The 24,623-nt window shown below is 66.5% G+C and carries 22 protein-coding genes and 1 pseudogene; 9 read left to right on the plus strand and 14 right to left on the minus strand.

The window, feature by feature from the left end:
* The first annotated feature begins 107 nt into the window (after window positions 1-107).
* Window positions 108-1,739 carry a DUF222 domain-containing protein gene (locus tag VX037_RS08390; RefSeq protein ID WP_328713864.1) on the plus strand — a complete coding sequence of 544 codons (1,632 nt, stop codon included), beginning with the start codon at window positions 108-110 and terminating at the stop codon, window positions 1,737-1,739.
* Here the strand turns inward: VX037_RS08390 and VX037_RS08395 are convergent.
* The 6 genes and pseudogenes from VX037_RS08395 to VX037_RS08420 form a co-directional block, all read right to left on the minus strand.
* Window positions 1,733-2,101 carry a carboxymuconolactone decarboxylase family protein gene (locus VX037_RS08395; RefSeq protein ID WP_235721423.1) on the minus strand — a complete coding sequence of 123 codons (369 nt, stop codon included), beginning with the start codon at window positions 2,099-2,101 and terminating at the stop codon, window positions 1,733-1,735. The two genes, VX037_RS08390 and VX037_RS08395, sit on opposite strands and share 7 nt — an antisense overlap.
* A complete protein-coding gene (locus VX037_RS08400; RefSeq protein WP_328713866.1) occupies window positions 2,098-2,679 on the minus strand; it encodes an RBBP9/YdeN family alpha/beta hydrolase in 582 nt (193 codons plus the stop codon). Before VX037_RS08400 ends, VX037_RS08395 begins: the two co-directional genes overlap by 4 nt.
* Window positions 2,676-4,036, minus strand: a pseudogene (locus tag VX037_RS08405) (MFS transporter). Before VX037_RS08405 ends, VX037_RS08400 begins: the two are co-directional and overlap by 4 nt.
* Before the next feature lie 168 nt (window positions 4,037-4,204).
* Window positions 4,205-5,272 (minus strand): 3-keto-5-aminohexanoate cleavage protein, encoded by a 1,068-nt coding sequence (locus tag VX037_RS08410; protein ID WP_266063900.1) that lies wholly within the window; start codon window positions 5,270-5,272, stop codon window positions 4,205-4,207.
* 79 nt (window positions 5,273-5,351) lie between these two features.
* Complete coding sequence (locus VX037_RS08415) at window positions 5,352-6,239, minus strand: TauD/TfdA dioxygenase family protein (RefSeq protein ID WP_235721427.1); 888 nt, start codon at window positions 6,237-6,239, stop codon at window positions 5,352-5,354.
* A 28-nt stretch (window positions 6,240-6,267) separates the two neighbouring features.
* Entirely contained in the window at window positions 6,268-7,242 is a 975-nt protein-coding gene (locus VX037_RS08420) for a quinone oxidoreductase family protein (RefSeq protein ID WP_328713868.1), read from the minus strand.
* Window positions 7,243-7,395: 153 nt separating this feature from the next.
* Here VX037_RS08420 and VX037_RS08425 point away from each other — a divergent pair, with 153 nt between their 5' ends.
* Window positions 7,396-8,538, plus strand: coding sequence for an AraC family transcriptional regulator (locus VX037_RS08425; RefSeq protein ID WP_328713870.1), 1,143 nt, complete (start codon window positions 7,396-7,398; stop codon window positions 8,536-8,538).
* 382 nt (window positions 8,539-8,920) lie between these two features.
* On the opposite strand, the gene ggh is transcribed toward VX037_RS08425, so the two are convergent.
* Window positions 8,921-10,261, minus strand: a complete 1,341-nt coding sequence (gene ggh, locus VX037_RS08430; RefSeq protein ID WP_235721430.1) for a glucosylglycerate hydrolase — start codon at window positions 10,259-10,261, stop codon at window positions 8,921-8,923.
* 77 nt (window positions 10,262-10,338) lie between these two features.
* Between ggh and VX037_RS08435 the strand changes: the two genes are divergently transcribed.
* Window positions 10,339-11,019: an SDR family oxidoreductase gene (locus VX037_RS08435; RefSeq protein ID WP_235721431.1), complete on the plus strand. Its 681-nt coding sequence runs from the start codon at window positions 10,339-10,341 to the stop codon at window positions 11,017-11,019.
* On the opposite strand, the gene VX037_RS08440 is transcribed toward VX037_RS08435, so the two are convergent.
* Complete coding sequence (locus VX037_RS08440; RefSeq protein ID WP_235721432.1) at window positions 11,020-11,409, minus strand: nuclear transport factor 2 family protein; 390 nt, start codon at window positions 11,407-11,409, stop codon at window positions 11,020-11,022. It lies immediately after the preceding gene.
* A 280-nt stretch (window positions 11,410-11,689) separates the two neighbouring features.
* Window positions 11,690-11,869 (minus strand): hypothetical protein, encoded by a 180-nt coding sequence (locus tag VX037_RS08445; protein ID WP_235721433.1) that lies wholly within the window; start codon window positions 11,867-11,869, stop codon window positions 11,690-11,692.
* Between the two features lie 21 nt (window positions 11,870-11,890).
* On the opposite strand from VX037_RS08445, the gene VX037_RS08450 reads away from it, so the two are divergent.
* Window positions 11,891-12,337 carry an SRPBCC family protein gene (locus VX037_RS08450; protein WP_266061830.1) on the plus strand — a complete coding sequence of 149 codons (447 nt, stop codon included), beginning with the start codon at window positions 11,891-11,893 and terminating at the stop codon, window positions 12,335-12,337.
* On the opposite strand, the gene VX037_RS08455 is transcribed toward VX037_RS08450, so the two are convergent.
* Genes VX037_RS08455 through VX037_RS08475 form a run of 5 tightly spaced genes read right to left on the minus strand, consistent with a single transcriptional unit; the run spans window position 12,334 to window position 20,826 of the window.
* The gene (locus tag VX037_RS08455) at window positions 12,334-13,077 is read right to left on the minus strand and encodes a TetR/AcrR family transcriptional regulator (protein ID WP_328713871.1); all 744 of its coding nucleotides are present in this window, start codon (window positions 13,075-13,077) and stop codon (window positions 12,334-12,336) included. The genes VX037_RS08450 and VX037_RS08455 overlap by 4 nt on opposite strands.
* An 18-nt stretch (window positions 13,078-13,095) precedes the next feature.
* Entirely contained in the window at window positions 13,096-14,676 is a 1,581-nt protein-coding gene (locus VX037_RS08460; RefSeq protein ID WP_328713873.1) for an FAD-dependent monooxygenase, read from the minus strand.
* Window positions 14,677-14,686: 10 nt separating this feature from the next.
* Entirely contained in the window at window positions 14,687-16,372 is a 1,686-nt protein-coding gene (locus tag VX037_RS08465; protein WP_328713875.1) for a (2,3-dihydroxybenzoyl)adenylate synthase, read from the minus strand.
* Complete coding sequence (locus tag VX037_RS08470) at window positions 16,369-18,690, minus strand: hydantoinase B/oxoprolinase family protein (RefSeq protein ID WP_328713877.1); 2,322 nt, start codon at window positions 18,688-18,690, stop codon at window positions 16,369-16,371. Before VX037_RS08470 ends, VX037_RS08465 begins: the two co-directional genes overlap by 4 nt.
* A 27-nt stretch (window positions 18,691-18,717) precedes the next feature.
* A complete protein-coding gene (locus VX037_RS08475; RefSeq protein ID WP_328713878.1) occupies window positions 18,718-20,826 on the minus strand; it encodes a hydantoinase/oxoprolinase family protein in 2,109 nt (702 codons plus the stop codon).
* A 246-nt stretch (window positions 20,827-21,072) separates the two neighbouring features.
* On the opposite strand from VX037_RS08475, the gene VX037_RS08480 reads away from it, so the two are divergent.
* The 5 genes from VX037_RS08480 to VX037_RS08500 are packed head-to-tail and all read left to right on the plus strand — an operon-like array spanning window position 21,073 to window position 24,613.
* Window positions 21,073-21,828, plus strand: coding sequence for a maleate cis-trans isomerase family protein (locus VX037_RS08480; RefSeq protein WP_287014971.1), 756 nt, complete (start codon window positions 21,073-21,075; stop codon window positions 21,826-21,828).
* 29 nt (window positions 21,829-21,857) lie between these two features.
* Entirely contained in the window at window positions 21,858-22,505 is a 648-nt protein-coding gene (locus VX037_RS08485; protein WP_287014972.1) for a VOC family protein, read from the plus strand.
* Entirely contained in the window at window positions 22,502-22,762 is a 261-nt protein-coding gene (locus VX037_RS08490; protein WP_287014973.1) for a hypothetical protein, read from the plus strand. The genes VX037_RS08485 and VX037_RS08490 overlap by 4 nt, the downstream gene beginning before the upstream one ends.
* On the plus strand, window positions 22,759-24,006 hold the full coding sequence (locus VX037_RS08495; RefSeq protein ID WP_328713879.1) for an alpha/beta hydrolase: 1,248 nt from the start codon (window positions 22,759-22,761) through the stop codon (window positions 24,004-24,006). The genes VX037_RS08490 and VX037_RS08495 overlap by 4 nt, the downstream gene beginning before the upstream one ends.
* Window positions 24,007-24,046: 40 nt before the next feature.
* Window positions 24,047-24,613, plus strand: a complete 567-nt coding sequence (locus VX037_RS08500) for a dihydrofolate reductase family protein (RefSeq protein WP_235721444.1) — start codon at window positions 24,047-24,049, stop codon at window positions 24,611-24,613.
* The last annotated feature ends 10 nt before the right edge of the window (window positions 24,614-24,623 follow it).

A 24,623-nucleotide genomic window follows, 5' to 3' on the forward strand; every position in this document is an offset into this window, starting at 1 on the left:
AAGTGATGTGAGCCAGGTCGGGCCGGTGATTGAGCGGTCTGTTTCTTTCGGAGATATGTGGGTTGGGTCTCGCGCTGCCCCATAGGTGTCTCTGGAAGGTGTTGCTGGTGTCGGGTCCGGGTTGGTCGGTTGCGTCGTGGTGGAGTGACCCGTCGCCGTGGCCGGAGTTGCCTGCGCTGTTCACCGGCGGCCTGCCGGCCGAGGCTGTCGGGTCGCGAGACACCAACGATCTGCTCGGCGCCTTGATCTCCGATGTACGCGGTGAGGCGTTTACGGCGTGGCATCGCTATCAGATCGCCGCCGAACTCCACACCCGCCTGGTCGGTGCTGAATCCGATGATCACGCCCTGTTGCTGCATGACGGGTTCGCCGACTGCGCCGCCCGGATCGCGGTGAGCCAAGCCATCAGTCAGGGCGCGGCCGAAAAGTTCCTGCATCAAGCGGTCGCGTTACGCGACCGTCTGCCACAAGTGGCGCAGCGGTTGCGCGAGGGGCGGATCACTGCCGAGTTGATCGTCAAGATCATCTCCCGCACCGAACTGATCGACGGCCAACCCTATGCCGCGGCGGTCGATGCCGAGATCGCCGCCAACCTCGACGCCCACACCACCGCCTGGTCAGCGCACCGGCTACGCGACATGTGCGATCGCATCATCTTCCGGCATCATCCCGATGCGGTACGCGAACGCCGCCGCCAGGCCCTCGACAAACGTGGTGTGCACTCCAAGAACACCGGTGACGGGATGGGCGAGATCTCGGCGACGATGGCCGCCGAAAACGTACGCATCGCCGCCGAGGCGGTCCGTAAGCTGGCCGACGCAGTGTGCGACAACGACGAACGAACCCGCCAGCAACGGGCCTCAGATGCGATGTTCGCCCTGTTGTCGGGCACACCGTTCGAATGCCTATGTGGTGTCGACACCTGCACCGCCGTGATCCCCGAGGCGACCACGGCGCCACCGGCGGATGCGAAGATCGTCATCCACGTCGTGTGTGACGAGGCCACCCTGGATGGTGCTGAGCATGCCGGATTCATCGACGGCTACGGCGTCATCGACGACGCACATGTGCGGGACCTCGCCGCGCGTACCGATGCGGTCATCAAACATCTGGTACCCACTGACACCACACCGGACCCGGATGGCGGGTTCACCCTGGACGCCCATCTGCCGTCGGATCCGTATCGGCCGACGGCCGCGTTGGACGCCTTCATCCGAATTCGCGACGGCTATAGCGTGGTGCTAGGTAACGACACCCCCGCGTGGCGCGCCGATATCGATCACGTCGCCGAATACAACCATGCCGATCCGGTCAGGGGTGGTCAGACCGAACCGGACAACCTGAACGTCAAAGACCGCTTCTCCCACATCCGTAAGACGTTCGGGTCGTGGCTCGACGACCAGTACCGCGACCGCCACGGCCGGTTACGCACCGAGTTCATCACTCCCGAAGGCCTCGTCATCGCCGGCGATACCGAAAGCATGGAGAAACTGTTCCCCGGACTACGACGTATCCGATTCAAACCACCACCACCGGCGGCCGACAAAAGCACCGACACAACGACGCCGCCGCCGCCGACACCACCCACCCGCTCCACACCTCGGGTGGCAGCCAAACACGCCCGCCGACAGCAAGAACGCGAACGCAACCGCCAACGACGAAAGGAAGCCGAAGCCGCCGAGACACAGGACGAGCAGCGCGGCGACGGGCCGCGTCATGGACCGCCGCCAACTCAATGAGATTCGCTCTCTTCCAACAAGATCGGTAGACCCACGTTGATCGAGTGAATCCCCACCGAGGTCGTCATCTTGAGAACCTCCAGAATCTCACGCTGCGTCACCCCGCAGTCCAGAGCGGCGCGAATGTGTCGCCGCAATCCGGGTTCGTACAGATGCGTGCACGCGGCGTCGACCGCGATGCACAGCAGCTGCACGACCTGTGGCGGGAGCACGCCACTCTGGTAGGGCTCGAGGACCGCGGTGAGGTAGTCCTCGGTCCAGATAGGGTCGAGTTCGTCGAGCCCGGTCCACAGCTCGTTCCAGGACCCATCGGACTTCAGACGGTCCACCAATGACCTGTCGTCGTCCTCCGCGGCAATCACGCCGACCTCTGCTCAGATACCGTCACGAGCAGTTCGTAGGTCAGCTGCAATCCCCGCGGCCACGGGCCGTAACCGGCGGCCGGATTGAGGTGTCCGACATCGCCTAGGTCGACGACGCGACTGCCCCACACCTCCGCCATACCGGTGATGCGTCGAAAACCGCCCAGTGGGTCGGATCGACTCGCCGCAACCGTAGACGGGAACGGCAGCCGTCGGCGCGGGATCGGGTTCCAACCGCCGTCATCGAGGTCCGCAGTGCTCGGATACCCTGCGGGAAGTGGTAGCTCCAGGTCCGCGGGCGTCACCAGCAACGCGCCCGCGATCTCCCGCGTCGGATGCTGCGCCCAGTGCACCGTGGTGATGACCCCGGCGCTGTGCGCCACCAGCACCACCGGCCCACGCACACGATGCAGCACCTCGTCGAGGGCGGCGACCCTCGCCTGCCGGCTGAGCTTGTCCCGCTCGAGCGGCGGTACGATGACTGAGTCGAGCGCTGCGGCCAGATGCGTCTGCCAATGATCGGCGACGTGATCGCGTAAACCTGGGACGATCACTACCGTCGGTTCGCCCCGGTTCATCGGACACCTCCGGCCGACCGAGCCTGCAATGCTGCCAGCTTGCGCACGCCGAGCGGATGCAGCCGATACCCCGCAGCCAACGCCACGATCGCAGCGACATAGACCAGCGGCGAGAGTTGCAGGGCTGTACGCAATCCCACCCAATCGGCAAGGATGCCGACGACGAACGGCCCCAGCGCCAGACCCAGCAGATTGTTGGCCACTGTCAGCGACCCCATCGCCGAGGCACGCATCGAGGCATGCGTCAGATTGGCCACCATCGCCGCCGTCGGGCCGGATGATCCCGCGGCGAAGAATCCGCCGAGACAGATCAACGCCACCTGCGACGCACCGGCAGCCAGACCGAAACCGACGGTCAAGCACACCAGTGAGTGACGCAGAACGCGATCGCGCTCAACCACTTACGCCGGATGTCGACACGCCCGACACGGTCGGTGATGAACCCACACACCACCATGCCACTACCCACGAGCAACACGATCCCGGCCGCCGCGATGCCGGCCTTGTCCGGGGCCAGACCGTAGAACCGGTTGAAGAAACTCGGTGTCCACGACAACAGCACGGCGGCAGTGAACATCTGCAGACCGCCGCCGGCATACGCACAGAGAACCGCCGGGTTGGTGAACAAGCTCGACACCGGCGCGCGCCGGGGACCCGACGGCGCGGCGCTGCTCACCACGCCACGTGGCGCAACGTCGTCCACCGAGTTCTCGGCGACTTTGCGCTCGGTGACGATCAGCCGGAACAGCGCGACCAGGATGAGCCCGAACACCGCCATCGCGGCGAACGACCAGCGCCACCCCAGATGCACCGCGATCACGCCGCCGAGCGCGACACCGAGCACCGACCCGAACGAGCCGCCGGCCATGAACGCCCCGCTGAGCGTTGCGTGTACCCGAGGCGCGAACACGCTGAGTACCAGCGCGATTCCGACGCTGCCGTATGCGGCTTCGCCGACGCCGACGAGGAAACGCGCGGCCAGCATCTGTTCGTAGTTGCTTGCGATGGCGCACAAGAGCGTCGCGATCGACCACAGCACCGCCATGACGACGAGGCTGCGCACCCGGCCCCAGCGGTCGGCGATCAACGACAGCGGCAGGGTCAGCAACCCCACCATCAGGGCGACGATGCTGGTCAGGTAGGCGAGTTCCGAGTCGGCCAGCGACCACTCGGCCTTCAGGAACGGGAAGACGGCGCTGAGGACCTGCCGGGACATGTAGTCGGAGATCAGCAGAGCGAAGGTGAGCGCGAACACGAGCCACGGGTAGAGGCGGCGTCTGGTGGTCCGCGGCGAAGCGGGGTGGGTGGTCAGCGAGGTGTCGTCGGCCGGTGGGATCGACGAGAGGGGAGTGCCCATGGGAGGCTCCTGGCGGTGCGGGTGAAAGATGTGAGGGCGCAAGATGCGGCGGCGCACGTCGATCACTCCGAGGTGAGCGACGTCTGCTCGGTGACCGGACCGCGCCGAAGCCGGCCGGTCCGGTCACCGATGAGGATGGTCTGACGGGTGAGGGTGTAACGGGCCCCGTCAGCCCTGGGTCTGGAATCCGTGGTGGGTGAAGCCGACCTGCCCGGGGCGCCGGTTGGGCGCATAGCCCAGCTTCGCCAGTGTCTCGTCGGCGTCGCGATACTGTTCGCCGATCCGGTAGATCTCACGGGCTTCCTTGCCGCCGGCCACCTCACGCCCCAGTTCACCGGCGATCCGGACCAACTGTTCAATCTGTTGTACCGACGTCATCTTCTCACCGACCCTGCCCCAGATGGTGTCTTCATTGCCACATCGGGTGTGCAGGCCCATCGCGATCGCCATCGCGTTGACCGGCAGTACCGACCGCATCAGCGTCTCCAGCGTCAGGCAGGCGCCGTCCGGGACGCGCTGGATGAAGTTCATGATGTTGTACGGATTGGGGCCGTCGAAGCCGCCGCCGATGCCGACCCAGGTGAGGTTGAGGGGGCCGGTGTAGACGCCGCGGCGGATCAGCCGCTCCACCGTCTCCAGCTGCGGGATGCTCGACAGCTGGAAGTGCGGCTGGATTCCCGCGGTCTGCAGGCGTCGCAGATGCTCCTCTACCCAGGCCGGTCCGGCGGGGACCGTCATCTCCCGGTAGGTCGACGCCAGCTCCGGACGTGCCAGCGAGGTGCCGCCGATGTCGTCGGCGGTCATCAACTCCATGATGTTCATCTGGCTGGTGTTGATGGCGATCGTCACCTGGTCCGGTGCCGGATCCAACTCGGCCAGCATGTGCCGGGTGTCGTCGGACAGCCACTTGGCATCTGCGCCTTCACCTTCAGGGGCGAACGAGATGGAGCCACCGACCTGCAGGATCATCTCCGGCACCGCCTCGCGCAGTCCGGAAAGCAGTTCGTTGAACTTCGACAACCGCTTGCTGCCCTTACCGTCGAGTTCACGGACATGGATGTGCAGCACGCTGGCGCCGGCCTCGTAGCAGTCGACGGCCTGCTGGATGTGCTCTTCCATCGTCAGAGGCAGGTCATCACGGAAGTCGTCGGGTTCCCATTCCGGACCGTAGGGCGCTGCGGTGATGACCAGCTTGTCCTGGTTCTCCGGGAACAGTGCGTCGTCGTGGAAATGCATGGTCGTGCTCCTTCACTGATGGTGAATCAACTGTGTTGTCGGCGTGGATGGGTGGGCCGGTGGTGTCGTGCGCCCGGGGTCAGAAGGGACGATCGCCGATGATCCCGGCGCGCTCCATCTTTCGGACGGCCGGCCAGTAGTCCTGGACGGCATAGTGTTGGGTGCTGCGGTTGTCCCAGATGGCGATGCTGTTCGGCGTCCAGCGCCACCGCACCTGGTACTCGGGGATGGATGCCTGGCTGATCAGGTACTGCAACAGGTTGGCGGCTCCGGGCGCATAGTCGATGCCGAATCGGATGTTGTCGGCGGTGTGGTAGTTGACCAGATGGGTGGCGAACGAGTTCACGAAGAGGATCTCGTCGCCGGTGTCCGGATGGGTTCGGACCACCGGGTGTTCGGCATCGGGGTACCGCGCGTGCAGCGCCGCGCGCTGCTCGGCCGACATCCGCGCGCCAAAGCTCGCCTCGATGCTGTGGCGCGCACGCAGATTCGCGATCTTATCCTTCACCGTCGCCGGTAGCCGGCGATAGGCCTCGACCATGTTCACCCAGATGGTGTCGCCACCGACTGGCGGCGCCTCGACGCAGCGCAGCACGCAGCCGAACGGCGGGTTCTCCCGCCAGGTCGCGTCGCAGTGGTAGGCGTTTTCGTAGTGTTCGGGCGGGCTGTCGAGGTCCTTGTAGATGCGGACCAGACCGGGCTGGTCGGGGTCACTGCCGACCACCGGATGATCCTCGAGCGGTCCGAATCGTTGCGCGAGGGCGACATGCTGGGCCCGCGTGATGTTTTGGTCGCGGAAGAACAACACCTTGTGCTGCACCAACAGCGCGCGCAGTTCGGCGAACAGGTCGGCATCGGAGGCGACCTCGCCGAGGTCGCACGCCGTGATCTCCGCTCCGATCGAACAGGTCAGCTGTTCGACCTGAAAAGTGCTGGACGTCGCTCTCGTTCGAGTTGCGGTGGTCATCGGATTTCCTTTCGTGAGTGTCGTGTGATCAGACCGAGAACACCGACGAGCCGACACTGCGCCCGGATTCCAGGTCACGATGTGCGGCAACGGCGTCGGAGAGCTCATAGCGTTGGTTGATCTCGATGGAGATCCGCCCGGCGGCCACGTGTCCGAACAGCTCGGCAGCCAGTTCTCGGCGTTCGGCCGGGTCGGCGATGAAGTCGGCGAGCGCCGGCCTGGTGACGTACACCGACCCGGCGAGCGCCAGTTGCATGGCATCGATCGGCGGCACCGGACCGGATGCGGTGCCGAAGCACACCAGCAGACCGCGCCGTGCGACCGATGCGAGTGACGATGCGTAGGTGCGGGCACCGATACTGTCGTAGGCCACTCGTACACCCACACCGTCGGTGAGTTCGCGGACACGTTGTGCCACATTCTCTTCGGTGTAGATGATCACCTCGTCACAGCCGTGCGCATGGGCGACCTCGGCCTTGGCCTTGGTCGACACTGTGCCGATGACGCGGATACCCAGCAGACGAGCCCACTGAGTGAAGATGAGGCCGACCCCGCCGGCAGCGGCCTGCAGCAACACGGTGTCGCCGGCCGCGACAGGCCAGATGCGGCGCAGCAGGTATGCGGTGGTCAACCCGCGCATCGTCATCGCCGCCGCGGTGTCGAAACCGATCTCGTCGGGCAGGGCGATCAGATGCTCTGCGGGCATCACCCGTTCGGTGCTGTAGGCGCCGAGGGGGCTGCCCGTGTAGGTGACGCGATCGCCGGGCGCGAAGTCCGCGACACCCGGCCCGACGGCCTCGACGGTGCCGGCCGCCTCCACACCCATCCCCGCGGGTAGGGGCGCCGGATAGAGTCCGGTGCGGAAGTAGGTGTCGGCGAAGTTGAGTCCCACCGCCTCGTGCCGAATGCGGACCTCCCCGACTCCCGGTTCGGGTACGTAGACCGCTTCCCATCGCAGGACCTCCGGCCCGCCGGTCTCGTGGAATCGAACTGCCTTCGCCATGGTGGCCCCTTCTCTGTCCCCGGCGCGGCGGCGAGCGTGTGATGACCTGCCGCGCCGATTTCGTTTGTGATGCAGACCACGTTATGGACTGGCGAGACGCATTTCTTTTCCGTACGGGACTCACCACTGTTCATTTGGGGACATACTTGGGGTGTGAAACCTCTGGCGCGCTACGCGGCGCTCAACAACTTCGTCGAGCTGGGGCACTCGCTGGGGCTCGATCCCGCACGCCTCATGCGTGACGTCGGCCTGGATCCGGCCAGCATCGGCCTGCAGGATCGGTGGATCCCGGCCGAGGCGGCCGTTGAGGTGCTTGAACGTGCCGCAGCCGCAGCCGACCGCGACGATCTCGGTCTCGCCTTGGCGCAGTTCCGAAGGTTGTCGCATCTGGGACCGTTGAGTCTGGTGCTGCGCGAAGAGCCCGACGTGCGCAGCGCGCTGCTGCTACTGATCCGTCATCAACACATGTACAACGAGGCGTTGCGCATCCGGCTGACCGAGCAATCGGGCATCGCGACCGTGCGCGTCGCGCTGGACCTGGGTTACCCCGGTGATTTCCGGCAGTCCAGCGATCTCGCTGTGGGCGTGCTGCATCTGTTGATCCAGGGGTTCATCTCGCCGGGGTGGCGTCCGTTGAGCGTCTCCTTCGCGCACCCGCCGCCGCGTGACCCGCGGGTGTGCCACTCGTTGTTCGGCCCTCAGGTCCGCTTCGACGCCGACTTCGATGGGATATCGCTCTACACAAAGGATCTCGACACAGCAAATGCAATGGCGGACCCGACGCTGCGCCAATACACCCAAGAGCTGCTCGGCGATATCGACACTCCCGGCGCGCCGACCACCGAGCATCGGGTACGCGAACTCGTCGAACTACTGCTGCCCACCGGACGGTGCTCGGTCGAGCAGGTGGCCCGCAGCCTCGGCGTCGACCGGCGGACGGTCCACCGTCGGCTCGACGACGACGGCACCTCGTTCTCCGCGGTTCTCGATGACACCCGCGCGGAGTTGGCCCAGCACATGGTCGCCGGCCGCCGGCAATCGATGATCGACATCAGCGAATCACTCGGCTTCGCCTCGCCCGGCAACTTCAGTCGCTGGTTTCGCAAACGGTTCGGGCAGTCGCCCAGCCAATGGCGCGCCGAGCCCACCAGCCACCCTCCGCCGGACCACCAGCCAGGCGACCCTCCGCCAGGCAACCAGCCACACCCCCCTCCGCCAGACAACCCTCCGCCGGGCAAACAGTCAGGCGACCCTCCGCCAGACAACCAGCCACACCACCCTCCGCTGGTCGAGTAGCCACCGAGCCGCTAGGCGAGGCGGCGTATCGAGACCACTTGCGTCACATGAATGCTCGACCATCGTCGGACGTCACCTGATCTCGATACGGCTCCTCGCTGCGCTCGTCACCTACTCGATCAGCGAGCGAGGTCACCCACAATCAGCGAGCGAGGTCACCCAAAATCAGCGAGCGAAACTGCCCACATTCAGCGAGCGAGGTTGCCCACGACCAGCGAACGAGGTCACCCACAATCAGCGAACGAGGTCACCCACAATCAGCGAACGAGGTTGCCCACGACCAGCGAACGAGGTCACCCACAATTAGCGAGCGAGGTTGCCCACGATCAGCGAGTTGGGTCACCCAGGAGCAGCGGGATAAGCGTGCGCGGGAACGCACAGCTCAGTCCAGCCAGTCCAGCACCGCGGCCGCCGTCCAGCTCTGCTGCATGCTGCCCAGCGGCTCGCCGGTGAACGGTTCGTAGTACTCGGCGAACGCGCCGTCGGTGGCCTGCCGCAAGCCTTCCTCCCGCAGCCGGGCCGATCGTTCGGTCCAGCCGCGACGGGCGAACGCCCAACTGAACAGCCACGTCATCACCGGCCATACCGGACCGCGCCAGTATTCGCGCGACCGGAAGTCCATCGAGATCGGCGACGTCGACGGAGGCACCGCGTACCGCAGATCAGGATGGCCACAGAACCGCGGGCCGTCGAACAGCCGCAGCAGGGCGCGCTCGCGTTCACGCGAGAGCCCGCCACAGATCAGCGGCGCGAACACCGCGAGGGTCTCGGTGTTGATCCACTGGTCGGTGCGCAGGTCGTAATCGCGGGCGGCGCCATTGCGTTCGTTGGCCGACGCCACCACACCCGCGCGGAATCGGTCGGCCCACGCGCGTAGGTCGCGAACATCGGAGCGCGGTTTGGAGTAGTCCTCGCCGATGGTGGCCAGCACATCGCAGGCGACCGAGAAGATGGCGCTGACGAAGACGTCCTCGACGGCGAAACTCATCACCTTCGGCAGCAGGTCGTCGTCGTAGTTGGAGCGCTTCATCTGCTCGACCAGCCAGAGGTAGCGGTCGTATTCGAGGTCCGACGGCCGCATCGACAAGTCACCGACGTGGTCGAGATCGGCACGCACGTAGGCGGGCAGATCCACCCCGGGCACCACGTTGGCATACGGCCGGTCCCAGCGCGGCGAGTTGTCCATCCCCGATTCCCAGCCGTGGAACAGGGTGACGCGGCCGTTGCCGTGCGGGTCGCGTGCATGGGCGAGCCAGCGATGCCACCGCACCAGCGACGCCCAGCGACGGTCGATGAACTCGTTGGCCACCGACCGTGTGGTGCGCCCGTGGCGGCGCGAGTGGTCGAGGATGCGTTGCACGGCGATCGCATGCACCGGCGGCTGGGTGATGCCGGAGGTGTCCGGCGCGTCGGGGGCCGCCGGCGCAAGGCGCGCACATTCCCAGCGCGCCGGACCGGGGAAGTACCCGTCGCGGCCGTTGGCGAACACGATGTGCGGGATCATGCCGTTGTCCCACTGCGCCGACAGCAAGGTGTCCATCTCGATCACCGCCCGCTCCACCGATAACGGCGCAAGTCCGACGGTGACGAAAGCGGCGTCCCAGCTCCACATATGTGGGTACAGCTTGGGCGCGGCGCTCGTCATCGTGCCCAGATCGTTGCCGCGTAGCAGGTACGCGGCGCGGGCTGACAACTGAGTCGGGGTGAATCCATACCGGGCCACCCGTCGATTCTGCACCGGGTCGACGGTCGTCGCGCAGCGAGGAGGTCACAGATGCGCGCCGGGGTAACGTCGATGCCGTGTCGACCGCATTGATCACCGGGGCCAGCCGTGGCCTCGGCGCCGAGATCGCCCGACAGCTCGCACCGACCCACGACCTGCTGCTCGGCGGTCGCCCCTCACCCGAACTCGACCAGCTCGCCGCCTCGCTCGACGGGGCGAGCACCTTCCCCGTCGAATTGACCGACTACGAGGAGGTGGAGGCCGCCGTCGAGGCCATCTCGTCGCTCGACGTACTCGTCCACAACGCGGGCGTCGGCAGCAGCCTGGAGACCGTCGCCGACACCCCGGTCGAGGAATGGCATCAGGTACTCGAAGTGAACCTGGTGGCCGCTGCCGAGCTGACACGGCTGCTGCTGCCCGCACTGCGCGCAGCGGGCGGGCATGTGGTGTTCATCAACTCCGGCGCCGGCCGCCGCGCCAATCCCCGCTGGGCGCCGTACGCGGCGAGCAAGTTCGGCCTGCGTGCGCTCGCCGACGCGTTGCGCGCCGAGGAACCCACGCTGCGCGTGACCTCGATCTTCCCCGGCCGGATCGACACCGACATGCAGCGCGACATCGTCGCCAATGAAGGCGATGATTACGATCCGAAGCGGTTTTTGACCACCTCCACCGTCGCGTCGGCGGTGGTGCATGCGGTCACCACGTCGGCCGACGCCCATCCAGAAGAGATCGTGCTGCGCCCGACCGGGCGGCGCTGACTACAGCTGCTTGAGGTCGGACTGCTCCCACACCGCTCGCATCGACGACACCTTGCCGTCGGCGTTGAACACCATGATGTCGATCGGGGTGATCTCGAACTTCATCCCGGCGGTGCCGGTGACCAGGGTGAACTCGAAGACCCCAGTGTCCCCGGCGATCTTCTTCCATTTCAGTGTCGCGGTGCGCTCGTCCATCCCGGTGATGACGGAGTAGAACTCGATCAGCTCCTCGCGGGTGGTGCGTAGTTCAGCGCCGATCGGGTCCTCGACGGTGGCGTCGGGCGCGTAGAGATCGGCGATCTGCTCGGCCGTGCCGTTGTTCAACAGCTCCACGTACGCGTCCACCGTCGCGTTGATCTGCTCGCTCAGGGTCCCCTGTTCCACCGTCATGACCGGCCTTTCGTCGTCGAAATAGAACGTGTTCTAGTTCGTGACGGTAGCACTGCTGGCTGGTGGGCCACCCATCGTTCGGCCAGATCCCGGATCGGCAGGCATTCTTCGGTCCCCACCGAACTGCATCAGTCGACGTCGGACAGACGTCCCAGCAACAGGAGCCGCAGCACATGGCGGAGATGTCGCGGATCGACTGGAGGGTGTCGATGCGTCGCGCACGGACCTCGCGGGCCATCAACTCGACAGCCACAGCTGCACCACTGGCACCGGTGCTCGATCACACCTGGAATCCGCCTGGCATCGAGCGGTACTGAGAATCGCCGAGAGGCGTGAGCAGCCAGTCCATGGTGGCGAGTCGGCTCTTGCCGGGATGAGCGATGAATTCTGGCCACTCTCGACGTCTGTAGTCACGGCGGACGAACCCGTCCGCGCTGATATCGCCGATGTCCACAGGCATCGCGAGGAGGCGAGGTTCACGATGACCGACGCGACCGGCGCAACACTGACCCATACCTTCGACGCCACTCCAGATGCCGTGTTCGACGCGTGGACGACTCCGACACTCTTCTCGACGTGGTTTGGCGGCAGCGCCAACGAGGTGCCCGTCGACTCCGTCTCGATCGACGCGCGCCCCGGCGGCACTTGGATGGCCACCATGATCCTCGGTGAGGAGATGCCCGACCTCCACTGGCACGGTGCGTATCTCGAGGTACAGCGGCCCCACAGGCTTGTCCTGACCATGACCGACGAATCTGGTGACGATCGCGAAGTCCTCACCGCCGACTTCGTAGCCATCGACAGCGGTACCGAACTTCGGTTCAGCCAAACCGGCGGAAACCTCACGCCCGAGCAGTACGGGTACGCCGCGTCCGGATGGCACGCTGCGTTCGAAACGCTGGACAAACTGCTCGCCGACTCGCCCTAACCCTCGGCCCGCACCGACCTCTCGAGATAGTCCAACCCCTGCCGCATCTGCGCGATCACCCGTTCCGCTCCCGGCTCGGTGTCGCCCGCAACGGGGTCGAGCACGGAGTGGACGGCCATGTCAGCCAGCTGCCGTGCGATGGTGCGGTCGGCCTCGGCGTCGCCCGGATGATGCCACCACGCGATCCAGTTGAGCATGCCGACGATGCCGAGCGCCGACACCCGCGGATCGGCCGGCCGGAACTGCCCCGCGTCGATCCCCTCCTCCATGGCGGCGACCAACTCCTTGAGCACCCGCCGACGGCTCTGCCGATAGGTGTCGGCCACCCCGGCGGGCAGCTCGGCCTCGGACCGGATCAGCACTCGGAACCGATCGAGCGTCTGGGTCTGGTGCAACGCGATCGACATCGCCATCTCGTGCACCTTGGCGACCGGGTCGAGATCGTCGCGCTGGTTGATCTCGTGCAGCAACACCGCCGGCTCCTCGGCGATCTCACTGACCAGCCGGGAGAACAGTTCGTCCTTGTTCGCGACGTAGTGATACAGCGCCGGCCGGGTCAGCCCGGTCGCTTCGGCGATGTCCTGCAGCGTGGTGCTGGCCAGACCCTTCTCGGCGAACAGCCGCGTGGCCTGCTCCATGATCTCGCGCTCGACCAGCTCGCGCCGGGAGTTGCTTCGGCCGCCCTTGGCGGCGGTCGCCACCGAGTCGTCGGTGGTCGCCTTCGGCGTCGAGCTGGTCATAGGCGAAGAATAGTGCCGTCAGACCGCGGCGGTGTGCACAACCTCGGACACGCAGCCCCGCCTGGCGGCATCGGCGATGCACACCAGATCGGCACGCAGACTCACCAGCCCGGCCACCAAGTCGTCCTGGGCGTCGGTCGGCGCCTCGACGACCACCACCGCAGCGGTCTCGCGCCGCAACCGTTCACCGAGATCGAGGCGGGTCAGCACCGCACTGCGGTCAGCACTGCCGGTCAGCCACAGCACGGATGCACCCGCCGATCGCGCGACGATGTCGTCGGCGCCGGCCCCCCACGCGGCACCGAGGTCCACGGTGATCACCTCGGTGCCGGGTTCATCCCGCAGCGACTGCGGAGCGGTCCGCCGCGGAAAGGTCAACCCGTGCCTGGCCAGCGGCCGCGCCAACACCCAGTCGGCCAGTCGCTCGGCGGGGACGCGCGCCGGGTCCACCCCGGCGTAGTCCGCAAGACCGCGGGTGGCGACGTCGGGCGCCGACGACACGAACCGATCCAGCCCGACCTTCCCGGCGCGGGTCATGTAGGCGATCATCAACTGCTCGACGGGGATGTCGGTGCGGCTCGGGAACGACTCCCACCACAGCTCGCTGCGAGCGGCGATCGACTGCAGATACTCGACGCCCGGCCGACGGGCGGCCTCATACGCCGTCAGCGCGTCCTCGAGGTTCGATGCGTCTCCCACGGCGCGGTCGAGCGCGATGGCGTCCTCCATCGCCAGCTTGGTACCCGAGCCGATCGAATAGTGGGCGGTGTGCGCGGCGTCGCCGAGCAGTACGACGTTGCCGGTGTGCCACCGTTCGCATGTCACGGTGCGAAAGCGCATCCAGCGGGTGCGGTTGCCGATCAGTCGATGGCCGCCGAGGGTGTCGGCGAACGCGTGGCGCAGATAGGTCAGCGACGTCTCGTCGCTGTCGGCGGCCGCCGTTTCTGCCGTCGACACATCGAAACCGGCGTTGCACCAGGTGTTCTCGTCGGTCTCGATCAGGAAGGTGCTGCGGTCGGCGGCATACGGATAGGCGTGGGCGACGAAGGTGCCGTGTTCGGTGGTCACCGGGGTGAAGATCGCACTCGGGAGGGCGAAATCGGTTCCGCACCAGAGATAGAGGCCGTCACCGGTGGTGATGTGCGGTCGGAACTCGGTAGCGAGGTCGGCACGGGTGGCACTGTTCACTCCATCGGCGGCGATGATGAGGTCGGCGTCGATCTCACCCACGGAGCGGCGCTGCCCGAACTCCAGCCGCACACCGACGTCGGCAGCATGCCTCTGCAGTACCTCGAGCAGGGTCGTCCGTGCGATGGCGAGCAGTTCACCGTGGGACAGCCGTGCCACATCATCGCCGACCTGCATCGACATCTCGTGCGGATGCGACACGTCGACGATGGCGTCGAGTGACGCCGGATCGGCCTCCCGCAGATTGCGTTGGGTTCGCGACGCCAGCCCTACGCCGAACCCGAATGTGGTGTCCGGCGAGCCCTGTTCGTAGACGGTGACGTCGGCGTCGGGGTGGCTGCGCTTGAGCAGCCGTGCCGCGTACAGGCCGCCCGGCCCGCCGCCGAGCACGGCGATGCGCCTGAGATTCATCGGTCTTTCCTCACTGATCTGGAGTTTCGGCAAGCCTGGCGACAATGTCGGCGCGGAGCCGCTTCTTGTCGATCTTGCCCACATTCGTCTGGGGAAACGCACGCACGAACTCGAGACGTTCGGGCCATTTGAACTTGGCCACGCCGCGCGCCTGGAGATGCTCGCGCATCTCGGACATCGACAGGACTGCACCGTCCACCGTCACGAGATATGCGCAGGTGCGCTCGCCCAGACGTGGATCGGGCATGGCCACGACCGCCGCGTTCGCCACGTTCGGGTGTGTCACCAGCAGCTGTTCGACCTCTTCGGCGTTGATCTTCTCGCCACCGCGGTTGATCAGGTCCTTGATGCGCCCGTCGATCGAGACATACCGGACGCCGTCGATGACGACGATGGACGCCAGATCTCCGGTCCGATAGAAGCCGTCGGAGGTGAAGGCCATCCGATTGTGTTCGGGTGCATCGTAGTAGCCCGGGATGGTGTACGGCCCGCGGCAGGTCAGCTCGCCGACCTCGCCGTCTGCCACCTCGGTCTCGGTGCCGGGTTCGAGGATGCGGATCTCGTCGGTGTCCGCGATCGGTGTGCCGACCGTGGTCATCCTCGCCGACGCCGGCGACTCGTGCGGGGAGACGGTGAACAGACCTTCCGACATCCCGAACAGTTGCCCCGCCCATCGTTTCTCGCCGTCGTCGACGCGCTCGAACAGCTCGGAGCTCACCTTGGCGCCGGACAGGATGACGGTGCGCAGCACTGGTCGGACCTCGTCGAACGCCGGACTCGCGACGGCCTGATAGTGGCCGTGGCCGATGAGGACGTCGGTGGCCCGTGCTCGCGCCATCAACGAAAATGCCTGGGTGACATCGGCGGTCGCCAGAATCAGACAGGCACCGACGGAATGTGCGGCGTGCAGCCCGCAGCTGATCCCGGCGTTGTGGATGATCGGGATCAGGTGTGCGACCCGGGTGTCCTCGGTCCAGCCGAGGCGGCGTGCGTAGAGCCGCGCATTGTCCCAGTATTCGACGTGGCGCCGCGGGATCACCTTGGGCACGCCGGTGGTACCGCCGGAGAGCTGGAACGCGACGACGTCGAGCGGATCGATCTCGGCTTGCACCGCCGCGACCCGTGCGCGGGCGTCGTAGGGTGCGATGTCAGCGCCTAGCGTCTCCACCGGGGTCCCCTCACCTGCGGGTGCACCGATGGTGAGCATCGTCCGCAGAGTCGGATGTCCTTGTGCCTGCTCGCGAGCGAAGTCGACGAGGTCGAACGACAGGCCCGCCTCCACGACGTGACCCACGGCGCCGACGGCGCGGGAGATGTGACCGATCTCGTGTCCGCGGTGCGCGGCGAGGGTGGCCACCGGCACCAGTCCCGCTTTGATGCAGCCGTACCAGGTGAGCACCGTTTCCAGCCGATTGGTCGCCTGGAAGATGATTGGCTCCCCCGGAGACAATCCGAGGTCGAGCAGCCCAGCGGCGATCTGATCGGTACGCCGCCCGAGTTCGCGGTAGGTGATCGTGCCGGCATCGGTGGTCACGGCAGGCCGGTCGGCATATCTGTCGACACTGTCCTGCAGGCGATGTGCCAGTGGCCGATCCGTCCACTCCCCCGCCCTCCGGTATGCCTCGGCGCGGTCCGCGGGGTACCCGACCAGCCGATCGCCCCATCGCGCTCGACCGGCCGGCTTCGTCATCGTCATCGGCCCGCCACCGCGGGGAGCAGCTGGGCGAGTTCGGCGACCCGATCGGGATGGTCGACCGGGACGATGCCCGAGTAGATCGCGGTCCAGCAGCCGGGACAACACTGCTGCCGGAACACGACCTCGGTGTCGACGTACTCACCGGGATCGGAGGTGACCTGCGGTCCCGCGTCGCTCGACGGACCGTCGTAGCGAGCCAGGTCGAGGCGTCCGGACTTGCTGTCACCGAGAAGCCGTCCACAGTGGGCACATCCGACTGCGCGCGACTCCCCGATGGTGACCTCGACGAGATTGTCGTCGAGCCGACGCGCACGGCTCAGGTCGAGGTTCGCCTCCTGGCTCTGCGGGACATCGGACCGGTCGCGGCGGATCTCGCGCAGCTCGTTGCGCTTCTTCTCGGTGCCGGCCTCGTCGACCTGTCCGCCGGCGAGCACGACGCCGTAGTTGTCGGCCGCGCCAGTCGCGGTGACCTTGCCGTTGCGGACATCGTCGGCCACCGCGTCGGGCTCGCGACGCAGTGGATCGCCGTAGCCACCACCGCCCTGCCAGTGCATGTACAGCACCTCGCCGGGCGCCAGGTAGCTTTCGGCGTAACAGGGGCCGAGTTCCTTGTCGCCGGACAGATCTTCCAGTGTTGCCGGAATCGTGCCCTGCGCCAACAGCTCCTGCACCCCGGATGCGCGGGCGAGGATCTCCAGCCCGGTGTTGCCGGGCAGACCGCCGGCCAGCCCGGAGTTCTGCGCGACTGCCTTCCCGGCAGACGCGAACACCAGTCCCATCGGCAGACTCGTTCCATACGGGGTGACCGCCAACGACGCCGATACACCGCCACGATGCCGTCCGGGCCCGCCGGAGTCGGGTTCTTCACGGCGCCACAGGGTCAGCAGCGGGTAGAGGAACTCGGTCATCTCGGTGTCGGGGATGCGGCCCATCGGGATGCAGAACAGGCCGCCGGTGTCCATCCCGTCGGCGACCGGCCGGGCCCCGTAGCCACCGGCCATCGGTTCCATCATGATGTTGAGGAACGGCACCGGCTGCTCGCCACGCTCGTCGAGACCGGCGACGACGGCGGTGTCCCAGGTGCCGCAGCACGACGCCTGCACGTTCTTCCCGAGTTCGAGATGGCGGTCCAGCATCTGCGCCAGACATTCGGCGATCAGGTTGCCGGTCAGCCAGGCCGGGCCGATCGGTCCGCGACTCACCGCGGCCGGGAAGGTGGCGTTGTTGATCGTCCCCTCCTCCGCGATCAGGTCGAAACAGCGCATCAATCCGCCTGCCGACCAGGGGATGTCCCCGGCGAGGATCGGCAGCAGCGCCAGCATCACCCCGCCCCGCATACCGGCGTAGGTGCAGTTGATGACACCGGTCTGCGGGTCGGTACCGGTGAAGTCGAACGACAGGTGATCGGTTTCTTTGGTCATCGCGACGGTGATCTTGTGGACCTCGCGGTCACCGGTCTGCGCCTGATCCTGGTATCCGGTGGCGTGCCAGGTGCCGTCGGGCAGGTCGGTCAGCTTGGCGCGCAGCCGGCTCTCGGCGTCGGCCATCATCCGTTTCATCACGGCCTTCACCGTGTCCGCACCGTACTGTTCGATGACGGCGAGCAGACGGTCGCGACCCACACTGTTGGCACCGATCTTGGCGCGCAGGTCGAGACCGACGAGCATCGGCACCCGCGACCGCCGGACCCAGACGTCGGCGACGTCGCGCTGTAACTCGAAGTCACGCACCACCTTGATCGGTGGCGTCGGAAGCGATTCGGAGAAGACATCTTTGGCGGCCGGGTCGAAGGAGCCGAGTCCGGACCCGCCGAGGTCGGGTTCGTGGCAGATGGCGCTGGTCCAGCCGAACAGCTGGCCGTCGTAGAACACCGGCTGGTAGACGATGACGTCGCTCTGGTGCAGTCCGCCGCCGACCCACGGATCGTTGCAGAGGAACATGTCGCCCTCGGTGATGCCGGGGTTGGTCGACCGATTCTGCAGCGTCCAGTAGATGGCGAGGTCGACGGCCCCGACGAGCATCGTGTTGTAGAGGCCCACCTGGACCTCCTGGCCGATCTCGTCGCTGACGGCGAAGTCGAAGTCGTTGGCGTCGGTCACGATCGGCGATCCGGACATGCGCTTGAGCGCCTCGCCCATCTCGTCGGTCACCGACCACAGGCGGTGCCGGATCACCTCGTAGGTGAGGGGATCGACGGCGTCGATCTGTTCCTGGGTGACGGTGTGGACGGGCAGCGACGGCGGCAGTGAGCGGGCCAGCGCGTCGAGGTCTGTCGGGCGGCTGGAGAAGACCTCCGAGCCGGGAATGGGTGCGGTCATGAGTGCAGAACTCCTGTGGCTGGTGGCTTATGCCTGGTCGACGGTGATGGTGAGGTTGCCGAGGCGGTCGATCTCGCCGGTGGTGTCGTGCGGGATCACCACCGTGGTGGTCGGCACCTCGATGACGGCGGGCCCGGTGATGACGTGACCGGCGCGCAGGCCCGCGTAGTCGTAGATGTCGGTGTCGACGAATCCGCGGCGGCCGTCGAGGCACACCTTGCGCATCCCGAGGTGCGCGTCGCTCGGGTCGGCGGAGTCGGCGACGGCGAGTTCTGGCAGTTCAGGAGAGAACGGCAGGACGCCGGTGCCGCGGACGCGGTAGGTGATGGCCTGGATACCGGCTTCGCGGAACCCGCTGTCCTTGCCGTACAGGTCCGCATACTTCTTCTCGAATGCCTCAGCTGCATCGGCGATCTCGGTGGAGGTGAGCGACCCGTCGGGCAGCGGCGTGGCGACCTCGGCCAGCTGCATGGTGTAGCGCATGTCGATCTCGCGCTCCATCACGATAGACGCGAAGTGCAGGCCCTGCCGGTCGAGCTGGTCACGAACCTGCTCCTCGAGCACCTTGAAGTTCTGCTCCACCCGGGCGGGGTCCAGCGGCATCGCGGCTGGGTCCGAGAGTTCCTTGGCAAGAACGATATCCGACGATGCCAGGCCGTAGGCGGAGAACGCCGAGGCGACCTGACCGAGCGGGACGACGACCCGCGATGCCCCGATCTCCTGCGCGTACAGCCCGCAGTGCGCAGGCCCTGAACCGCCGAAGGCGTAGACGATGAAATTGCGGGGGTCGTGGCCGGCTTCGACGACGGTCTTGCGCAGCAGGTCGCCGGTCTGGGCGTTCTGCACCGCGTAGATGGCGGCGGCAGCGTCCTCGACAGACAGGCCGAGTGGTTCCGCGATGCGGGTCCGGATGGCCTCGCGTGCCTTGGTGATGTCGAGCGCCTTACGCCCGCCGAGCAAGCCGCGTTCGGGCAGGATACCCAGCACCAGGTTGGCGTCGGTGTTGGTCGGCTCGGTGCCGCCCTGGCCGTAGCAGGCGGGGCCGGGAACGGCCTGCGCACTGTGCGGACCGATTTGCAGGTTGCCACCGGCATCCAGCCAGGCGATCGCTCCGCCACCCGCGCCGATCGCGTGGACTTCGAGCGTGGGCACGTTGATCGGATGGTGGTTGATGATCGTCGTCGACGACCGCACCGGCTCGCCATCGACGACCAGGCCGACGAGGAACGTGGTGCCGCCGGCGTCGGTCGCGATGATGTTGTCGTGGCCGAGTTGGCGGCCGAGCGACACCGAGCCGACGACACCACCGGTGAGCACCGAACCCACAGTCGAGATCGCGTTGCCCGGCGCCTCCGACGCGGCCACCGCACCACCGTTGCTCTGCATCACCAGCAGCGGACCGGCCAGCTGGTGTTCGCGGAGTCGACCCTCGAGTTCGCCGAGGTAGTCGCGCAGGCCCGGCCCGATCTGGGTGCTCATGATGGTGGTCGCGTTGCGCGCGAACTCCCGGATGCGTGGACTGACCTCGCTGGACAGTGAGACGAACACCGTCGGGTCGATCTCGTGCACGATGTCCCGGATGCGCTGCTCATGGGTGGGATTGCGGAACGACCACAGCAGCGACACCGCGATGGCGCTGATGCCCTGGGCGAGCAACGTGCGCACGGCCGCACGGACCTCGTCCTCGTCGAGGTTCACGATGACCCGACCGTCGCGGTCCACCCGCTCGGTCACCTCCAGCGCATGGCGTTTGTCCACCAGTCCGTGGGACTTGCTCTGCGCCATCACGTTCTGCAACTGCTCGGGCGACCGACCGAGGTAGCGGCCCTCCACGTTCATGATGTAGATCGAGTCGCGGTGACCTTTGGTGGTGAGGAACCCGACGTCGGGGACCTTGTTCATCACCAACGCGTTCAGCGACGACGTGGTGCCGTGCGCGATGTGATGGGTATCGGCGAGCATGTCGTCGAGCGGTCGGCCGAGTTGCTCGGCGAGCACCGCGAGGACATCCATCACGCCTTCGGAATAGTCGGGTGGTGTCGAGGGCGCCTTACCGGCGACCACCAGGCCGTTCCCGTCGTCGAGAACGGCATCGGTGAACGTCCCACCGACGTCCACTCCGATCACGTATGCCATGGCCAGGTACTCCTTTGTCAGCTGGATTGACGTTGGCGTTGAGTATTCGACGCCGACGACTCACTGTCAAGGCTTGGATGTGAGTACGGTCACCCGATTGTGCCCGTGTCGCGGCTGTTTGCCCAGTTCAGGACCGGTTGTGGCGCACCCTTGACGAATTTTCGTTTGCGTCGAATAATTGTCGTTGGCGTCAACGTGGCGTCGAGCGGCCCGTTCGTCGGCCGAAATCGAAAGGACCACAGACACATGGGTGTCCATCGCATCGGCCTCGTGGTGCCGAGTTCGAACGTCACCGTGGAGACCGAGATGCCGGCGCTGCTGAACCGCCATCCGGTATCCGCGTTCTCCTTCCACTCGACCCGGATGCGGATGCATCAGGTGTCGGCCGAAGAACTCGCGGCGATGAATGCGCAGCGCGAACGCTGCGTCATGGAGATCGCCGACGCGTCGCCCGACGCGATCCTCTACGCGTGTCTCGTGGCACTCATGGTCGGCGGACCCGGCGAGCATCAACGCGTCGAAGGTGCCGTCGCCGAACAACTCGCCACCGGCGGCTCCGACGCGATCATCCGCTCCAGCGCCGGCGCCCTGGTGGAGGCGCTGCGGGCAATGGATGCGAAGCGGATCGCGATCGTCACGCCGTACATGCGGCCACTCGCCGAGAAGGTTGTCGCCTATCTGGAGGCCGAGGACTTCACCGTCGTCGACTGGCGGGCCCTGGAGGTCGCCGACAACGCCGAGGTCGGCTGCATTCCCGGCGACCGGGTGATGGACGCGGCCCGCTCGCTCGACCTCACCGACGTCGACGCACTGGTGCTGTCGTGCTGTGTGCAGATGCCGTCGCTCCCCCTGATCGACGATGCGGAACGCGAGTTCGGCATCCCGGTGCTGTCGGCGGCCACCGCCGGTGCCTACAGCATTCTGCGCGGCCTGGGCCTGTCCGCCTCGATCGACGGAGCCGGCAGTCTGCTGCGCGCCGACCTGGCGTCCGTACCCGCCTGAACCATTCCCGCTCAACCCAAGGAGTAATGATGAGCGAACTCGTCCATAAGGTGCGTGGCGTCGACCACGTCGCCTACCCGACCTTCGATCCGGCCGCGACGGTGCGGTTCTACCGTGACGTCCTGGGCTTCCCGGTGGTCCACTCGATCTGTGCCGCCGGTTGGGGACCGGACAAACACCCCGACTTCATCCACTTCTTCTTCGACATCGGCAACGACGACCGGCTCGCGTTCTTCTACTACTTCGGTCTCGAACCGTTCGACGGTGGACCGCAGGGTGATTCGTACTCTCGGTTCGCCGAGGACGTGCCGATCTGGTTCATCCGGTCGCGGCATCTGGCGATTCACGTCGACAGCGAGGAGGACCTGCTGGAATATCGCCGCCGCCTCGACGGCAGCGAGTGGCCGGTGGAGATGCAGATCCAACACGAGACCATCGAATCGATCTACACCCACGACCCGAACGGCTACATGATCGAGGTCACCCGGGCGATGCGGCCGGTGACCCCGCAGGAGGACCTCGACGCCAATCTCACCATCGACGCCCTGATCGACGTGGTATCGCAACCGAATCCGAGCATGGCCGCGCTGCTGGCGCGCAAGGCGGAGAAGATCGTCGAACGCGCAGCGACCTGGCAAGAGGAGCAAACCGAGCGCGAGGCGGTGTCGGTTCGATGACCACCCTGTTCATTCTGGACGTACCTGAGAACAAGCCCGTTGCCGCGGTGGCCGGCGAAGACCCGGCCGTGACCGTCGAGCACCTCGGACCGTATTTCCGCATCACCGCCGATGACGCCATCGTCGTGGACCGTCGTGCGACCGGATGTCGGCATGCGGTCTGGTACAGCAGCGTCGCCGGTCTCCTCGATTCGCGGATCACCCAGTGGGACAAGGACGCCCTGCGGGTCGAACCGAGCGTGGTGTCCGGCCGATGATCGTCTCGACACCGCCGGCCACGAGTGGGATCGGCGCGGGCCGCTATATCGAGTCCGCCGAGCAGCCCACGGACACGACGACGTCGGTGCACGAGCTGTCGACGGCCGACGGCGCGAAGGTCACGGGGGTGCTGCGCACGGTTCCCGGCGCGTCGACGGTGATCGCGCTGATGCATCCCCGCCAGGACCTCACCCATCACGTGCTGGTGCCCGAACTGCTCGCGCGCGGCTTCGCGGTGTGGACGCAGGGCACGCGGTCGGTGAACAACGACTTGAACCTCGTCCATGAGCAGGCACTACTCGATGCCGCGGCAGGTCAGGTCTTTCTGCGCGACAATGGCTTCGGCTCGGTTCTGACGCTGGGACACTCAGGCGGTGGCGCGTTGTTCGCCTTCTATCACGAACAGGCGGGACTCGCCCCGGATAATCGTCTGGCGGCCACACCGGCCGGACGTCCGATCGACCTCGCCGGTGCCGACATGCCCGTTCCCGACGGCGCGATCTTCCTGGCCCCGCATCCCGGCCAGGGACAGCTGCTGCTGAGGCTCATCGACCCGTCGGTGAGCGACGAGAACGACCCACTGAGTGTGGACCCGTCACTCAACCCGTTCGACCCAGCCAACGGGTTCGCCGAACCACCCGAATCGTCCTCCTACTCTGCGGAGTTCATCGAACGCTACCGCACCGCACAGCGGGACCGGGTGGCGCGCATCGACGCCGTCGCTCGCGATTTCGTCGCCGAATCCGGCCGCGCACGTGCGCACTTCACGGTCTCCGGCGACCCGGCCGATCGTCGAGCGGCGTTGGCGCCGCGGGTGATGACCGTCTACCGCACCGACGCAGACCTCCGTTTCGTCGACCTCTCGCTGAGTCCTAACGACCGCCCGTACGGGTCGCTGTTCGGCCGTCGCCCCGACCTCACCGACTACGGACTCGTCGGCTTCGGCCGGCTCGCCACACCCGAGGCGTGGCTCTCGACGTGGTCGGGCCTGTCCAGCAACGCAGGTTTTCTCCGCTGCGCACCCGAGGTGCGGGTACCGACCCTGTTCGTCGAACTGACCGGCGATCAGGCCTGCTTCCCCGAGGATGCGGTGGAGATGGTGAACGCCCTCGGCGCGGATGATGTCACCCACGTCCGCGTCGAGGGAACCCACTTCGGTGGGCCAGTACGGAAGGGCGCGCCGACCGGGGCGAGCCTGGCCGCCGCGGAGATCGGAGGCTGGTTGGCGCAGCGGTTCGGCTGAAGCACCGATGAGTTCTGCGATCCGGTGCAGTCTTACTCCCATGGGCACACTCATCTATGGCTTCACCGTTTCGGTGGACGGCTACATCGCCGACGCACAAGGCAGCATCGACTGGTCCGAACCCAGCGACGAACTGCATCAGTACTGGAATGACTTCGAGCGGGAAACCGCGCTGTCGCTGTACGGGCGGCGGCTCTACGAACTGATGTCCGCGTACTGGCCGACCGCCGATCAGGACCCGGACGCCGGCCCGATCACCACCGACTTCGCCCAGGTGTGGCGTGACATGCCCAAGGTCGTCTTTTCGAACACACTGGAGTCGGTCGACTGGAACTCCCGCCTCGAACGCGGCGACCCGGTCGAGGTGGCGACCAAGTTGAAAGCCGAGACCGACGGCCAAATGGAGGTGGCCGGCGCGACCCTGGCCGCGCCGATCATCCGGGCCGGGCTGGTCGACGAGTTCCGTCTGGTGGTTGCTCCCACCGCTGTCGGCGGCGGACTTCCGTTCTTCCCGACGCTGCCGTCCTGGATTTCCCTGCGGCTGGTAGAGAACCGTACCTTTCCGGGCGGAATCGTACTTTTGCGCTACGAGGTCGAGCGCGACTGAGCAAGATCCG

Source organism: Gordonia sp. Z-3 (assembly GCF_036233855.1).
Classification (GTDB): Bacteria; Actinomycetota; Actinomycetes; order Mycobacteriales; family Mycobacteriaceae; genus Gordonia; species Gordonia tangerina.